At 39.9% G+C, this 15,889-nt stretch carries 18 protein-coding genes; 16 read left to right on the forward strand and 2 right to left on the reverse strand.

Annotated elements, in window-relative coordinates; all coding sequences use genetic code 11:
• The first annotated feature begins 4 nt into the window (after positions 1–4).
• The 9 genes from AC59HZ_RS03820 to yodN all read left to right on the forward strand — a co-directional run bounded on the left by AC59HZ_RS03820 (position 5) and on the right by yodN (position 9,502).
• Positions 5–1,273, forward strand: a complete 1,269-nt coding sequence (locus AC59HZ_RS03820) for a peptidase (protein ID WP_496544544.1) — start codon at positions 5–7, stop codon at positions 1,271–1,273.
• Positions 1,266–2,639 carry a 4-aminobutyrate--2-oxoglutarate transaminase gene (gene gabT / locus AC59HZ_RS03825; RefSeq protein WP_496544545.1) on the forward strand — a complete coding sequence of 458 codons (1,374 nt, stop codon included), beginning with the start codon at positions 1,266–1,268 and terminating at the stop codon, positions 2,637–2,639. The genes AC59HZ_RS03820 and gabT overlap by 8 nt, the downstream gene beginning before the upstream one ends.
• Before the next feature lie 47 nt (positions 2,640–2,686).
• Positions 2,687–4,123 (forward strand): aldehyde dehydrogenase family protein, encoded by a 1,437-nt coding sequence (locus AC59HZ_RS03830; protein WP_496544546.1) that lies wholly within the window; start codon positions 2,687–2,689, stop codon positions 4,121–4,123.
• A gap of 74 nt (positions 4,124–4,197) precedes the next feature.
• Complete coding sequence (ablB, locus tag AC59HZ_RS03835) at positions 4,198–5,052, forward strand: putative beta-lysine N-acetyltransferase (protein ID WP_496544547.1); 855 nt, start codon at positions 4,198–4,200, stop codon at positions 5,050–5,052.
• A 63-nt stretch (positions 5,053–5,115) separates the two neighbouring features.
• Complete coding sequence (locus AC59HZ_RS03840) at positions 5,116–6,510, forward strand: sigma-54 interaction domain-containing protein (RefSeq protein ID WP_496544548.1); 1,395 nt, start codon at positions 5,116–5,118, stop codon at positions 6,508–6,510.
• Positions 6,511–6,622: 112 nt separating this feature from the next.
• Positions 6,623–8,056, forward strand: coding sequence for a lysine 2,3-aminomutase (gene kamA, locus AC59HZ_RS03845; protein ID WP_496544549.1), 1,434 nt, complete (start codon positions 6,623–6,625; stop codon positions 8,054–8,056).
• A 6-nt stretch (positions 8,057–8,062) separates the two neighbouring features.
• A complete protein-coding gene (locus tag AC59HZ_RS03850; RefSeq protein WP_430061442.1) occupies positions 8,063–8,341 on the forward strand; it encodes a YokU family protein in 279 nt (92 codons plus the stop codon).
• 110 nt (positions 8,342–8,451) lie between these two features.
• On the forward strand, positions 8,452–8,679 hold the full coding sequence (locus AC59HZ_RS03855) for a YozE family protein (RefSeq protein WP_496544550.1): 228 nt from the start codon (positions 8,452–8,454) through the stop codon (positions 8,677–8,679).
• A gap of 127 nt (positions 8,680–8,806) precedes the next feature.
• Positions 8,807–9,502: a germination protein YodN gene (gene yodN, locus AC59HZ_RS03860; RefSeq protein ID WP_496544551.1), complete on the forward strand. Its 696-nt coding sequence runs from the start codon at positions 8,807–8,809 to the stop codon at positions 9,500–9,502.
• Position 9,503: 1 nt separating this feature from the next.
• Here the strand turns inward: yodN and AC59HZ_RS03865 are convergent, their stop codons facing one another.
• Positions 9,504–9,671 carry a hypothetical protein gene (locus AC59HZ_RS03865; protein WP_430061437.1) on the reverse strand — a complete coding sequence of 56 codons (168 nt, stop codon included), beginning with the start codon at positions 9,669–9,671 and terminating at the stop codon, positions 9,504–9,506.
• Positions 9,672–9,808: 137 nt separating this feature from the next.
• Here AC59HZ_RS03865 and AC59HZ_RS03870 point away from each other — a divergent pair, with 137 nt between their 5' ends.
• The 5 genes from AC59HZ_RS03870 (at position 9,809) to AC59HZ_RS03890 (ending at position 12,390) form a co-directional block, all read left to right on the forward strand.
• Positions 9,809–9,982 (forward strand): YozD family protein, encoded by a 174-nt coding sequence (locus tag AC59HZ_RS03870; RefSeq protein ID WP_066088900.1) that lies wholly within the window; start codon positions 9,809–9,811, stop codon positions 9,980–9,982.
• 175 nt (positions 9,983–10,157) lie between these two features.
• On the forward strand, positions 10,158–10,340 hold the full coding sequence (locus AC59HZ_RS03875; protein WP_430061435.1) for a hypothetical protein: 183 nt from the start codon (positions 10,158–10,160) through the stop codon (positions 10,338–10,340).
• Positions 10,341–10,344: 4 nt separating this feature from the next.
• The gene (locus AC59HZ_RS03880; RefSeq protein WP_496544552.1) at positions 10,345–11,166 is read left to right on the forward strand and encodes a serine/threonine-protein kinase; all 822 of its coding nucleotides are present in this window, start codon (positions 10,345–10,347) and stop codon (positions 11,164–11,166) included.
• The gene (locus tag AC59HZ_RS03885) at positions 11,153–11,923 is read left to right on the forward strand and encodes a sporulation protein (RefSeq protein WP_496544553.1); all 771 of its coding nucleotides are present in this window, start codon (positions 11,153–11,155) and stop codon (positions 11,921–11,923) included. The genes AC59HZ_RS03880 and AC59HZ_RS03885 overlap by 14 nt, the downstream gene beginning before the upstream one ends.
• A 155-nt stretch (positions 11,924–12,078) precedes the next feature.
• Positions 12,079–12,390 (forward strand): hypothetical protein, encoded by a 312-nt coding sequence (locus AC59HZ_RS03890; protein ID WP_496544554.1) that lies wholly within the window; start codon positions 12,079–12,081, stop codon positions 12,388–12,390.
• Positions 12,391–12,431: 41 nt separating this feature from the next.
• Here AC59HZ_RS03890 and yoyE read toward each other — a convergent pair whose 3' ends face one another.
• Complete coding sequence (gene yoyE / locus AC59HZ_RS03895; RefSeq protein WP_263297846.1) at positions 12,432–12,560, reverse strand: protein YoyE; 129 nt, start codon at positions 12,558–12,560, stop codon at positions 12,432–12,434.
• A 154-nt stretch (positions 12,561–12,714) separates the two neighbouring features.
• Between yoyE and deoD the strand changes: the two genes are divergently transcribed.
• Both deoD and AC59HZ_RS03905 read left to right on the forward strand, forming a co-directional pair.
• A complete protein-coding gene (deoD, locus tag AC59HZ_RS03900) occupies positions 12,715–13,419 on the forward strand; it encodes a purine-nucleoside phosphorylase (RefSeq protein ID WP_496544555.1) in 705 nt (234 codons plus the stop codon).
• 130 nt (positions 13,420–13,549) lie between these two features.
• Positions 13,550–15,751 carry a heavy metal translocating P-type ATPase gene (locus tag AC59HZ_RS03905; protein ID WP_496544556.1) on the forward strand — a complete coding sequence of 734 codons (2,202 nt, stop codon included), beginning with the start codon at positions 13,550–13,552 and terminating at the stop codon, positions 15,749–15,751.
• Positions 15,752–15,889 lie beyond the last annotated feature (138 nt).

Raw genomic sequence — 15,889 nt, forward strand, 5'->3', positions numbered from 1 at the left:
TCACATGGAAAACAATAAAGTCCGCATTAAGCAGTGGCTAAAGGAAAATCGGGCTAGGGGAGCAAGACTGCTACAAATCCTTGTTCAAGAGGATAGTATAAGAGGAAATGAAAGCGGGACGCAGGCAATTGTTATCGAAAAATGCCGTCAGCTTGGCTTAACACTAGATATATGGGAGATTGGCGGCGATGAGCTTAAGAATCATCCAGCCTATTGTTGTGACAGGGAAAGTTTCGAAGGAAATCCTAATTTAGTCGCCGTTCTAAAAGGAACAGGTGGAGGTAAATCAATCATTCTGAATGGACATATCGATGTAGTGCCAGTGGGAAATGTAAGTAACTGGAAGCAGGACCCTTTTAGTGGAATGATAGAGTGCGGCAAGCTTTATGGAAGAGGAGCAACCGACATGAAGGGTGGGAATGTTGCTCTTATTATGGCGATAGAATCGTTAATAGCCAATGGAATAAAGTTAAAGGGCGATGTTATTTTTCAAAGTGTTATAGAGGAGGAAAGCGGCGGTGCCGGAACACTTGCTGCCGTACTCCGGGGATATCAGGCAGATGGGGCAATCATTCCGGAACCGACAAATATGAAAATCTTCCCAAAACAGCAGGGGTCGATGTGGTTCAGAATTACCGTTAAGGGAAGGGCTGCACATGGGGGCACGAGGTATGAAGGTGTCAGCGCCATTGAAAAATCCTTAATTGTTATTCAAAGATTACAACAATTAGAGAAAGATAGAAATTCCAGGATTTCCGATCCTCTATTCGAAAAAATTCCGATTCCTATTCCGATCAATATTGGAAAAATCAAAAGTGGTGAGTGGCCATCTTCTGTGCCTGACACCGCGATCATCGAAGGAAGAATGGGAGTGTCTCCCGAGGAAACGATTCAAACTGCCCAATTAGAAATGGAAACTTGTTTACGAGAATTGAATGAGAAGGATGAATGGCTTTGCCAAAATCCTTTGCAAATTGAGTGGTTTGGCGGCAGATGGCTGCCAGGAAGCCTTGAGGGTGATCATCCTTTGATAAAAGAGCTTACAAAGAGTTTCATAGAAGTTAAAGGAAATCAACCGGCCATAGAGGCAAGTCCATGGGGAACGGATGGAGGAATCCTATCAAATATAGGGAATACACCTGTCGTTGTCTTCGGGCCGGGAATTACGGAGACAGCCCATGATGCTAACGAACATATTAATTTAGAGGATCTATTTGCTGCTAGTGAGATTATTGCTTTTACTTTATTAGAATGGTGTGAAGTGGATGAGTAGTAACCAAAAGGAAACAAAAAAGAGCTCCATTCAATTGAACACAAAAATTCCCGGTCCGAAAGCAATTGAACTATTAACAAGGAAAGAACACAATGTACCAAAAGGACCCTTTAATACCATCCCAACCTTTGCGGTAAAAGGGGAAGGTGCATTAATTACCGATGTTGATGGCAATACCTTTATTGATTTTGCTGGTGCGATTGGCTCATTAAATGTCGGCCATTGTCCGCCAAAAATCGTTGAAGCACTACACCGCCAGATTGATGCCTATCTTCATCCGTGCTTTCACGTGATGATGTATGAGCCCTATATTGAGCTCGCTGAAACTTTAAACCGGATTACTCCCGGGAATCATAAAAAGAAAACCTTCTTTTTAAACAGCGGGGCAGAGGCTGTTGAAAATGCTGTGAAAATAGCTCGAAAATATACCGGTCGAAAAGCGATCATCTCATTTGAAAGAGGCTTTCACGGACGAACATATATGGCGATGTCCTTAACAAGCAAGGTCAAACCATATAAATATGAGTTCGGTCCTTTTGCACCCGAGACCTATAAGTGGCCATACCCTTATTATTATCGCTCAGAATTTGACTCCTCAGAACAGTTAGATGCTGCACTTCTCCAGCGTTTTGAAACCTTTTTCCAAAGTGAAGTTCCTCCAGAAGAAATAGCGGCTGTGATCATGGAAACGGTACAAGGTGAAGGGGGATTTGTTATCCCTTCTAAAGACTTTGTGAAAGGTGTCAAAGCAATATGTGAAAAGCATGGAATTTTGTTTATTGCTGATGAGATTCAAACTGGATTTGGCCGAACTGGAAAAATGTTTGCCATCGAACATTTTGATGTTGTACCGGATCTTTTAACGATGTCTAAATCAATCGCAGCAGGATTGCCGATTAGTGCCGTGACCGGCCGCGCTGAAATTATGGATTCTCCTAACGTTGGAGAAATTGGCGGCACATATGGCGGCAGCCCGCTTGGCTGTGTTGCCGGACTTGAAGTGGTGAAAACCATCGAGGACGATGGCTTATTAAGTAGAGCGGAATTAATTGGCAAGACCTTCCAGACTAGGTTAGATAAACTTAGAACCCATTATCCACAAATTGGTGAAGTTCGTCATCTCGGCGCAATGTGTGCCATTGAATTTGTCACGGATTCTAAATCCAAAACACCTAATAAAGACCTTGTTCAGGAAATCATTAAAATGGCCCATCAAAATGGACTTATTATCATGACAGCGGGATTATATGGCAATGTCATCCGCTTATTAACTCCACTTGTTATAACAGATGAGCAGCTGGATGAGGGGATGGAAGTGCTAGAAAAAGCCATTCGCCATTGTTGTCAAAAAAGTAAGACAATATAATTCCGCTTCTTTCAAATAGATTGGTGAAATAATGGTAAAGCAAGGGAATGGAGGATAATATTTTGAAACAGTCACTATGGATTGGCGGAAAATATCGTCCCGCAGCAACCTATTCGGAATTAAAGAACCCTTATAATCTTGAGCATATTGCGGATATCGCAGTTGCCGGAAAGGACGATGTCCTGGATGCTATCGCGTCGGCTGAGCAGGCTTTAGCAAAATTAGCATCGCTGCCAGCATTTGTCCGGGCGGAAATTTTAGAAAAAGTAGCAGGATTTCTAAAAGAAGAAAGAGAGGAATGTGCTAAGATCATTTCTCAAGAGGCTGCAAAACCGCTTAAAGCTGCCCGCGCCGAAGTGGAGCGGACAATCATGACCTATACCTTCGCTGCCCATGAAGCAAGAAGAATCCATGGGGAAACAGTTCCGATGGATGCAGCCCCAGGTGGGGAAGGAAGGCTTGCTTTTACGGTTAGAGAGCCCATTGGTGTCATCGCAGCGATTACGCCATTCAATTTCCCTATGAATCTTGTTGCACATAAAGTAGGACCAGCGATTGCAGCAGGCAATCCAGTGGTGTTAAAGCCAGCGAGCCAAACACCATTGTCGGCATATAAAATTGCTGAATTATTTCACCGGGCAGGGTTGCCGCAGGGAGCCTTAAACGTGGTTACCGGAAGCGGACGCAGTGTCGGCGATATTTTAATAAAAGATGAAAGAATAAAGATGATCACGTTTACGGGAAGCCCTGAAGTTGGCAGATATATCCGGGAAAACTCCGGTTTAAAGCGAGTAACCCTGGAATTAGGTTCAAACTCAGCTGTAATTGTCGACGAAGGGGTCAACCTTGAAAAGGTCATCCCAAGGATTGTCACAGGCTCGTTTTCCTACCAGGGGCAGGTTTGTATTAGCATCCAGCGGATATTTGTTCATGAAAACCTATTGGAAGTATTTACGGAACAGTTCGTAGAAGAAGCTAAAAAACTCAAAACCGGAAATCCATTGGATGAAGATACGGATATCTCCGCATTGATTTCAAGAGGAGATGTTGAGCGTACGAAAGAGTGGGTGGATGAAGCAGTTGCAAGCGGTGCAGGGATAAAAATTGGCGGCAGTATTACGGATGGAATTTATCAGCCAACCGTTTTGGTCGATGTAGACGCAAGCGAAAAAGTTTCTTGTGAAGAAATTTTTGCTCCTGTTGTTCATATCAATCGGTTTAGGACAATGGATGAAGCTATTGAGATGGTCAATGACTCAAAATATGGCCTGCAGGCAGGAATTTTTACCAATGACATCCATCATGGATTTCAGGCTGCGAAAAGATTGGAAGTTGGCGGTGTAATGATTAATGATATTCCTACGTTCCGCGTTGACCAAATGCCATATGGCGGAGTGAAGTTAAGCGGCATGGGACGAGAAGGAATCAAATATGCCGTTGAGGAAATGACCGAATTAAAATTAATTTGCTTTAAGATGGAATAATATCAAGATGTCTGGCTTAATTCTAGGCCAGACTTTTTTTCAAATAGTTTCAGGGTGTTAAAGGAGGGGATTGAATGAATCAAACATCAGAAACGATTTATTTGGAGGACAGACATTTTTTCCTGGAGGTCTATCTGGATCCTTTTAATAAACGAATTCGAGTGGATGATTATCGGGGGAATTTGAACCTGCTAGTAGCAAAAGCAGAAGAACTTGTTAAACAGCACCAAGCGGAAAAGCTGATATTTAAGGCGCGTACAGAAGATTCACTGAAATTACTCGAACATGCTCTTCAGCCTGAAGCGGTCGTCGATCGTTATTTTCTTGGATCCGATGCTCATTTTTTTTCAAAGTTTTATACACCAGAAAGAAAGAAAAACGACCATTGGATTACAGAAGACGGGATGATCCACAGTATTTATCAATTAGATACATCGGTCGAAAAGGCGATTCCTCCCAAAGAATATGAACTGAAAAAGGCAGACGAAAGCTATGCGGCAGAGCTTGCTGCCCTGTATGGCCAAGTGTTTCAAATCTATCCCACTCCGATGCATGATCCGGAATATATTAAAAAGACCATGAAGGATGGAACGATTTATTATGCATTTTTTTATCAGGGTAAAATAGTCAGCGCTGCCTCTGCTGAAATCAATGGTTTTTATAAAAATGCGGAATTAACAGATTGTGCGACCCTGACAGAACACCGGAAGTATGGATTAATGAAGCTTATTCTTCAAGAGCTTGAAGCTGAATTGAAAAGAAAACGAATCTTTTGTGCCTATTCGATAGCAAGATCCTTATCCTTTGGCATGAATGCTGTTTTATACCAGCTTGGGTATTCCTATAGGGGAAGGTTAATGAATAATTGCTATATCTTTGACAAGTTAGAAAATATGAATATGTGGGTAAAGAATCTGGCAAACTGCTAAATTTTCGGCTCAGGTATGACCATTTTTCGGCACCTTATCCTATTAAAAAGCCAGGTGAAATAAATGGCCCAATTAACCGCTTTAACGCAAGAAGTTCTAAGTGCTATTCTAAAGAGTATTGATGAAGGAATTCATGTGGTCAATACGAAAGGAAAAACGATATATTATAACGAAGTGGCAGCAAAGCATGATGGTATGACAGTAAAGGAAGTATTGGGGAAGCACTTATTTGACGCCTTTCCGTCCCTTTCAGAAGAATCCAGTACCTTGTTAAGGGTCATAAAAACAGGAAGGCCGATTTACAATCAAACTCAGGAATATATGAATTTGCATGGGACAAGAATTGATACGATGAATACGACTCTGCCAATCTTTTTAGGCGAAGAAATCATAGGTGCCGTTGAAATCGCTAAAGATTATTCAAGAATGAAGCTGTTTGCAGAAAGGTTACTAGACCTGCAAAAAGGGTTAAATAAAAGCAGCAAGAAAAAGTCTGCCAAGCAGGTTAGGTATACCCTTAGGGATTTATTGACGGTTAATCCGCGCTTCAACAGCTTGAAGGAAGAGGCGAAAAGGTTAGCAAAATCGGATTCTCCAATTCTTGTTTACGGGGAAAGCGGCACTGGAAAAGAATTATTTGTTCAGGGCCTCCATCATGAGTCACTGCGCTCAGATGGTCCATTCATAGCGCAAAATTGTGCGGCAATCCCCGAAACCCTGCTTGAAAGTATTCTTTTTGGGACAGCTAAAGGAAGCTACACTGGGGCGGTTGAACGCAAAGGTCTATTTGAGCTGGCAGATGGGGGAACCCTTTTTCTAGACGAGTTACATACGATGCCGGTCGAACTGCAGGCTAAGCTCCTAAGAGTGTTAGAGGATGGAATGGTTAGAAGGGTCGGGAGTTCAGAAAACATACTTGTGAATGTTCGTGTCATAGCCGCGATGAATATACATCCAAACGAAGCACTTCATGACCAGAAGCTCAGATCAGACCTTTATTACCGGTTAAATGTGTTCACCTTTTCCCTGATGCCGTTAAGGGAGCGAAAAGAAGATATTTTGTTTCTAACAGAACACTTTATTAAGGAATTCAACATTAAATTGGCTAAAAACATAAAGGGTATTAAAAATTCGTGTGAATCCTTTTTCATTGAGTATCAATGGCCAGGGAATGTACGCGAGCTAAAGCATACGATTGAATATATGATGAATATCTCTGGAGAAGAATATCTGACGGTCAAGGATTTGCCAATGATGTTGAAGCATCTTTCTGCACCTCAAGAAAGTAGTTTGGATTCAACTGGAGAGCTTTCACTTAGGAAAAATATTGAAAAGTTAGAGAAACGATTAATAAAAAATGCACTGGAGTTAAGTGATGGAAATATCAATCAAGCTTCTAAGCTATTAGAGATCCCAAGACAAACGTTACAATATAAAATTAAAAAAGTACTAGACTGAGGGCGCCGAATTTTCGGCGCTTTTATGTTCCTCCAAACGGGCGCTCAAGCTTTTAAGCATTGGCACGTTTCTTGCATATTATTAAGTAAAGGTCACGAATGGAGGAATTGTGATGAAACAATTTTTATATAAGCCAAAAAGGTATTGGAAGGATATTGAGCTTTGGAAAGATGTTACCGAAGAACAGTGGAACGATTGGCTGTGGCAGTTAACCAATACGATTCGAACGTTAGATGACTTAAAAAAAGTAATCAATTTGACACCGGATGAAGAAGAGGGTGTAAGAATTTCGACGAAAACGATCCCCTTGAATATTACACCCTATTATGCTTCTTTGATGAATCCAGATGACCCACGCTGTCCGATTAGAATGCAGTCTGTACCAATCTCTAAAGAAATTTATAAGACCAAATATGACCTCGAAGATCCATTATACGAAGATGAAGATTCCCCCGTTCCAGGGTTAACACATCGATATCCAGACCGGGTGCTCTTTTTAGTAACCAATCAATGTTCCATGTATTGCCGCTATTGTACAAGACGGCGCTTCTCCGGTCAAATTGGCATGGGTGTTCCGAAAAAGCAGCTGGATGCCGCGATTGGATATATCAGGCAAACCCCGCAGGTAAGGGATGTATTGATTTCTGGAGGGGATGGACTGCTTATTAATGATAATATTTTGGAGTATATTCTAAAGAACCTAAGGGAAATCGACCATGTAGAAATTATTCGGATTGGTACGAGGGCTCCGGTTGTATTCCCGCAGCGGATTACGGAAAATCTCTGTAACATATTAAAAAAATATCACCCAGTTTGGCTGAACACCCATTTTAATACATCCATCGAAATCACCGAGGAATCGAAACGTGCCTGTGAAATGCTCGCCAATTGTGGCGTTCCAGTCGGCAATCAGTCTGTTATTCTAGCAGGTATTAATGACAGCGTTCCAATCATGAAAAGACTGATGCATGACCTCGTGAAAATTCGTGTACGGCCATACTATATTTATCAATGTGATCTTTCAGAAGGTATCGGGCATTTCCGCGCTCCTGTTTCAAAAGGCCTTGAAATTATTGAGGGATTAAGAGGACATACAAGCGGCTATGCTGTGCCTACTTTTGTCGTTGATGCACCAGGAGGAGGCGGAAAAATTGCCCTTCAGCCGAATTATTTAATTTCCCAAAGTGCGGAAAAGGTTGTCCTACGGAACTTTGAGGGCGTTATTACTTCGTATCCTGAACCGGAAAACTATGTTCCAGGCAGAGCGGAAAACTACTTTAAAGAGGTCTATCCAGATATGGAAGAAAAACGCTCCCTTGCCGGGATAGCGGGAATTATGAATGACCAGCACTTTAATCTCGTTCCAGAAGGATTATCAAGGCTGAACCGGCGTAAGGATTACAATCAAGACCCTGCCCATTCATCGCTTAAAGATAAACGAAGCAAACGGGATGAATTGAAGGATAAGAAATTTAAGGCACAAACTGAAAAAGAAAAGGATAATAATGAAACAACTAATTCCAGCAACACGGCAGAGGGGGTTTAGAGTTAAATGGTATGTGAGTGGTGCAGCGGCACAAATGTTAAAAGAATGACAGGTTCGGTTTATTGGGAAATCCCTGATGGAACCAGGGCAATTGAAATCTCTGAGACTCCTACCCTGTCTTGTCCGGATTGTTCGATGGTCTATCAAAGTGAGCCGATTGTAAAAGAAATTGAGAATCAATTATATTTAATTGATTGCCGTAAGGTTGGAAAGGTAATTACATTTGAAGAATTAATGGCAATCCCGAGGCTATTAAAGAAAAATTACTTTGATTTCTCATCCTAAACTTTAGCAGCCTTAATGTCAGGCTGCTTTTGTTATGTGAAACTTTACGCTGCCAACTATATCCGTTATAGTATGGGATATAAATAAAACGGATTAGAAAGGCGTTAATCATGAGTAAATCATTTTATCATTTCCTAATGAAATATCGGCATCCCGCTCCAAAGGACGCAATCAGTATATTTGCGAATCATGCCTATTTAGATCATAGTTTTCCAAAAAATTCATCTGATTACCACGAATTAAGCTCGTATCTTGAATTGAATGGTCATTATTTGGAATCGATGTCTATTTTTGATGAGGCCTGGCAGATGTACATTATTTCGGAAAATAAAGTTTAAAAAGAAAATCGTCTCCGTGTTGGAGGCGATTTTTTCATTTTATATTTGTCATGCGCTTTTATAAATAGCCGCGCATATACTATTGTAATCAAAATTCACGACTAATCATTTGAGAGGATGGGAGGACATGGCAAAACGAAAAAAACCGAAGTACAAGATCGGTGATACGGTCGTGATTACAATATATGGTACTGTTGGCAGAGTCACAGATGTAAAATGGCTCGACGGAAAGTATGTGTACGAAGTGAATAAGAGTGATGGGCTGTTCATTGAGGAAGCCTTGCAATTACTATCTGAATATGACGGCACGATAATGGAACAGGAGCAAATTGATATAGAATATAAATTTTTTATCGGTGATTTGGTTCAAGTAGCCGGTTATGGAGCGGATTTATTTAAAGTGGTTGGCTTTCGAACCGAAATATGGCGCTATAAAGATGATGCATGGGAAGATGTTATTTATGAGCTATCCAGGGTAAGTGATGGGGAGTGGCTTGAAGCAGGAGAAGAGGAACTGACGCTTGTAGCGGATGCAGAGAGTGCAGACACATTTATACAAAAACTAGGCCTCTTATACTTAGTGAATAAGCAGGAAAAACCAACAAAAAATCCTAATTTGCAAAACATGGTAAGGAAAGCGGAATATGAAGAAATTGAGCGTAAAAAGGAAAAGAAGGAACTAATTGACAACCTCTTAGATATTTTCAACGATTATCGAATTTTATATGAATTATTTCATGATCAAGAATATTATCAAGTCATGCGCGTTATCCTCAGAAAATTAGAAAGCCTTGTAAGTAACGATGGCAAAAGCCATGTGTAGCCTATAAGCGTGTAACCGCAAACAGTAAATACAAAACAAAAGGAATTCCGGCCCACTTAATCAGAAAAAACATCGCTCCGAGGAAGTTTTCCATCATTCTGACAGTGAGCCCATCTTCTTTGTTAACATCTTCCATCAATGCCTCAAACTTTGTTTGTAAATTTAACATGATATCACCTCAAGTAGGATTATTTACTTCAACATATGCCTGTCCGATAAAAAAAAGACATGTTTCTTTTTTTAATAAATTGAAATAGCATGAAAAGGCCATGTACATCATACATTCTGTAAAAAGGGGGCGATGCTATGAGAGAAATTGAAGTATTTATTGATACAGAAGAAATTGCCGAATTTTTCTTTCATGAGCTTGTAAAAAGGGGATACGTTCCTAGCGAAGAAGAATTGGAAGAACTCGCTGACATTACCTTTGAATATTTAATTGAGAAAAGTATCATCGATGAAGAAGTAGAAGATGAATAATAAACAATGAATGAAAGAAGGGGAAAAGCTCTTCTTTAAATAGATGAAAACGAAAGACGAGCATTCTGTGCTCGCTTTTTGTTTGATTCGATAAAAGGAATTATTTTTTTTGAAATAGCGAAACCATTATTTTTTTTAGTCGTATATATTGGTACGAAGATGAGGAGGGATTGGGATGTTCAAAAAAATCCTAAAATCAATTATTAAGAGCAAGCTGAGCCATGGGCATCATAAATACAGTTCATCAAGTGGTGCCTGGAAGAAGATGAACCATTATAATCACAACCATCTAGGGCACCATCATTATAAAAAGAAGCATAAAAGCGGCAGTTTTATGTCTAGTTTCTTTAGCAGTTAAATAAATGATAAAAAAATTCATTTTATTATTATCGAATCTTTTCGAAAGACCATTCGTCAAAGAAAAGATTCTGGCTGACCGCTATCAGGTGATCAGCCACCTCGGCATGGGCAGCTATGGGCACAGCTATCTAGTTTTTGATTTGGTTACTCAAACGAAAAAGGTTTTAAAAGCACTTCGCCTTCACAAAAGAATGACCAAGGCTGGAAAACAAAGCTTTGAGTTAGAAAAAGTATTATTAAATTCGATTGATAATCCAGGATTTCCAACGTATTTTGAGGACGGGACATTTAAAAGAATCCCCTATTATACAATGGAATTTATTGACGGCAAGAATTTTGAACAATTGATTTTTGCTGAAAAAATGGTCATTCCTGAAAGTGCAGCGTTTAGGAGTGCTTTCGAATTATTAGAACATATTGAATATCTTCATTGTCGTAACCTTATCCATCGCGATATCCGTATTCCTAATGTCATTTTAGACGGATCTAAGATTAGGCTGATTGATTTAGGACTTGCAAGACCTTTGAATTTTAAAAGCAAGGAGAAACGCAGGGAACTGGATTTACGTAAAGAAGTGAACCAACAGGCGGATTTCTATGGACTGGGCCATTTTCTTTTATTTTTGCTTTATTCCAATTTTACCTTTCACGAAAATAAACCGGAAAAAAGCTGGGAAGAGGAATTGGAGATATCGGATCAAGCTAAACAAATCATTCGCAGGCTCCTGCAAATCGATATAGCTTATGACAATTGCGCTCATATAAAAGCAGATATTCAACAATTTATACTTAATCAAGGGAGAGAAAAAAATGTCGTTCTTTAACAAAGTATTTGCCAGTGTAGGGATTGGGTCTGCATCAGTAGACACAAAATTAGAAAAGGATACGTATATGCCGGGGGAGACCGTTAAGGGGGTTGTAGAAATTAGAGGCGGCAAAGTAGAGCAGCAAATTGATGAAATTTATTTAGCATTAAACACTACCTATTTAAGAGAATCTGATGACCGAAAGTATACGGTCACAGCTACTATCGACCGTTTCCGCTTAACGACACCCTTTACGATTAGGTCAAATGAGCGAAAAGAAATTCCGTTTACTTTCCAATTGCCCTATGATGCTCCTTTGACAATCGGCAGATCTAAGGTTTGGGTTTCGACTGGTCTTGATATTAAAGGTGGAGTCGACCCAAGTGATCAGGATCAGTTAAAGGTGGTCCCTAATCCGTTGATGACTGCAGTATTTAATGCTATTGATAATCTTGGCTTTAGAATAAGGGAAGCTGATTGTGAAGAGGCGCCAAGAAGATTGCGGGGACGACTTCCCTTTGTTCAAGAATTTGAATTCGTACCTACTTCCGGACCCTTCCGCGGCTGCTTAGATGAACTTGAAGTCGTATTTTTCCCAGCAGGTAATGGAGCCCTGGATATAATGTTCCAAGTCGATCGCCGGGCAAGAGGTCTATCAGGATTATTCTCTGAAGCAATGGGAAAGGATGAAACGAATGTGCGTTTATCGGTTACAAATGCAGATATTCCATATTTAGCACAAAAAATCCAAACGGTTATCGGTCGATATTCCTAAGCATTCTTTGTCAATTCGCTATTATTTCACATGAATCAGCGGTAAACAAGTAAAAAAATGGTATTCGACAAAAAAAGTGGAATTTCTTAGAAGGATTCGACACGGGTTATCGACAATTATTAGAATATAAAATTAATTCTAATAATTGGAGGTATATGATGATCAAAGTATTAACTAGAAGAGCAAGTATTCAATATGATGTGACGATCTTTCAAACTCCAAAGTACCGGGAAAATAAGGGGCATAAAGAGGTATATCGAACGACGATTTTAGCAAATAGCAGAGATCATTGTTTGCAGGAGACTTTCAGCTGCTTTAATGTGACGGACAGAATCCCTGCTGATTATAGTGGGAGATTTCTAACGACCGGTGATATCATTTTAATTGATGAAGGCCGCGGTGGTCAGCACTATTATCAATTAAAGCCTGGCGGCTGGTTTCCGATTAATCGAATCATGCTTCTATAAATAAGGACAAAACCTAAGGAAAACATCCTTAGGTTTTTTTCTTAGCTTTTGCGGCCGCCTGAGGCATTATGTTCCTTTGCATGTGCTTCATGTTCAGCTACGATTGCCTCTGCAGGGATATGATTATTTTTCTTTTGTCCGTTTACGCGGCTTCGATGTTTCTTTCCCAAAAAACTCAACCTCCTTTTAATTCTAGAAATAGCTTCCCACAATTTTAAAATTTCATGTCCGCTTCTAAATAAGCTTTTCTATTGAAAATTGTTTATGTTATATTGTCAATGGTGCAGAATAATACTGTACTACTTTTTGTTAGGAGGATTTTGAATGAGTGTACATATTGGTGCAAAAGAGAACGAAATTGCGGAAACGGTATTGCTTCCCGGAGATCCGCTTCGTGCAAAATATATTGCAGAAACGTTTTTAGAGGATGCAAAATGCTATAACGAAGTTCGAAATATGTTTGGCTATACTGGTACATATAAAGGAAAGAGAATTTCTGTTCAAGGAACTGGGATGGGAGTTCCCTCCATATCTATTTATGTAAATGAATTGATGCAAAGCTATAATGTCCAAAACTTAATTCGCGTTGGAACCTGTGGAGCTATTCAAAAGGATGTCAAGGTACGTGATGTAATTCTTGCTATGACAAGTTCAACTGATTCCAATATAAACCGTCTAACCTTTGGTCATGTTGATTTCGCCCCATGTGCAAGCTTTGATTTATTAAAGAAGGCCTATGATGCTGGTTTAGAGAAAGGGCTAAATTTAAAAGTGGGGAATATTTTTACCGCTGACTCCTTCTATAACGATAATGCTGAACTGGAAAAATGGGCAAAATATCAAATTTTAGCGATTGAAATGGAGACAACCGCACTGTATACATTAGCAGCTAAATTTGGTCGTAAAGCACTTTCTGTTTTAACTGTAAGTGATCATATTTTAACAGGAGAAGAAACAACTGCTGAAGAAAGACAATTAACCTTTAACGATATGATTGAAGTGGCTTTAGAAGCAGCCATTAAAGAATAATATTCAAACGCCTCTTCCGTAAAAGGAGGAGGTTTTTGTTTTTATGGAGAATTTAATATAAAGCAAAAACTAGTGATAGTGACAAATATCATCGAAAAACATAGGATGCCAGGGTACTGTATTAATTGAGGTGAACAAAGTGAAAGAGCAGCTAAAGTTAGATATATCAGGGATGACCTGTGCGGCATGTTCAACCAGAATTGAAAAGGTTTTAAATAAAATGGACGGTGTTGAAGCTAATGTTAATTTAGCAATGGAAAGTGCCGCTATTTTATATGAGACTGAGCTTGTTACTAGTGATGACATAATCGCAAGAATTGAAAGAATTGGCTATGGAGCCAAGGAGAAAATGCAAAGAGAGGAAAAAAGGAAGTTAAAGGAAGAAGAAATAAAACATAAGAAACAATTACTTATACTATCTATTATTCTTTCTTTTCCACTACTTTATACAATGCTTGATCATATACCAGTGGAACTCAACCTCCCAATGCCACACCTTCTGATGAATCCATGGTTTCAATTAATTTTGGCAACTCCAGTCCAATTTTATATAGGAGGACCATTTTATATAGCCGCTTATAATGCATTGAAAAATAAAGGTGCGAATATGGATGTTTTAGTGGCACTTGGAACCTCTGCTGCTTATTTTTATAGTCTTTTTGAAGGTTTAAAAACGCTAAATAATCACCAATATTCCCCTCATCTTTATTTTGAAACTAGTGCCGTGCTTATCACCTTAATCCTGCTGGGCAAATTGTTTGAAGCAATGGCGAAAGGAAGAACAACGGTTGCAATCTCCAAACTGCTTAGCTTGCAGGCAAAGGAAGCCATCGTCCTTCGCGAAGGGATCGAATTCAAAATTCCAATAAATGAAGTAATGGTGTCTGACCTTATATTAGTGAGGCCTGGAGAAAAAATTCCGGTTGACGGAAAAGTAATCCAAGGTAAAACTTCTGTTGACGAATCAATGATTACTGGCGAATCAATTCCCGTGGAGAAATCCCCTGGTGATACGGTGATCGGTTCGACGATAAATAAAAATGGAACGATCACAGTGACAGCTGTAAAGGTGGGAAAGGATACAGCGCTGGCGGGAATTATCAAAATTGTTGAAGAGGCTCAAGGAAATAAGGCACCAATACAACGGATTGCTGATATTATTTCAGGGTACTTTGTCCCTGTGGTGGTTACCATATCAGTCGTTACATTTTTTATTTGGTATTTGATTATTGATCCCGGGAATATCCCATCCGCATTAGAAACATCCATCGCTGTCCTGGTTATTGCCTGTCCATGTGCACTAGGGCTGGCAACTCCGACTTCCATCATGGTTGGAACTGGTAAAGGAGCGGAAGTGGGTATTCTCTTCAAAGGCGGAGAGCACTTAGAGGCTGCCCATAAAATTGACACGATTGTTTTGGACAAAACAGGAACGATTACAAAGGGACAACCAATCGTTACGGATTTTATCGCCTACCGTGATGAAAAAAAAGTCCTCCAATATCTGGTCTCTGCTGAGAAGTCTTCTGAGCATCCACTTGCAGAGGCGATTGTTAAGTTTGGATTGGAAAATAGGACAAGTACTCTACCAGTAAAGAAATTTTCGGCCATTCCAGGTTATGGAATTGAAGCGAAAATAGGCTATGAGGAAATTTATATCGGCACCCGGAAGCTTATGAATCTAAAAAGAATCCCCTATTCAGAGGTGGAACATGACTTGCATCGGTTTGAGAACGAAGGAAAAACAGCAATGTTTATTGCTATCAATTCCACCATTATGGGCGTCATAGCTGTTGCAGATACTGTCAAAGAGACAGCAAAAACGGCGGTCCATCAATTACATCAGCTAGGGATTGAGGTTTTTATGCTGACAGGTGATAATGAGCGGACAGCAAAAGCGATTGCTGCACAGGTAGGAATCCAAAAAGTAATCGCGGAAGTCTTACCTGAGGAAAAGGCTAATCATGTAAAAGAACTTCAGCTAAAAGGCAGAAAGGTTGCGATGGTTGGTGATGGAATAAATGACGCGCCTGCCCTTGCCGTTGCCGATATTGGAATTGCAATTGGAACCGGGACCGATGTGGCCATTGAAGCGGCCGATATCACCATTTTAGGCGGAGAATTAACCTTGATTCCAAAAGCGATTTCATTAAGCCAAAAGACAATAAAAAATATCCGCCAAAATCTCTTCTGGGCCTTAGTATATAACACGGGAGGTATTCCGATCGCTGCAATGGGAATGCTAGCTCCGTGGGTTGCAGGTGCTGCGATGGCGTTTAGTTCAGTATCGGTAGTAACGAATTCGCTTCGCTTGAAAAGAGTAAAGATTTAACGTAATGAAATATGTCAATGGCACCTTCCTTATGGAAGGTGCTGCTTTTTTAAGCTTTTAAGCATTTGCTCTTTTTTCTTTACTTTTTCTTTGTTAATTTTATTAAAAAGATGTTATTCTAAACACTAAGGGTTAAAA

It is taken from the genome of Neobacillus sp. DZ-9, assembly GCF_059587065.1.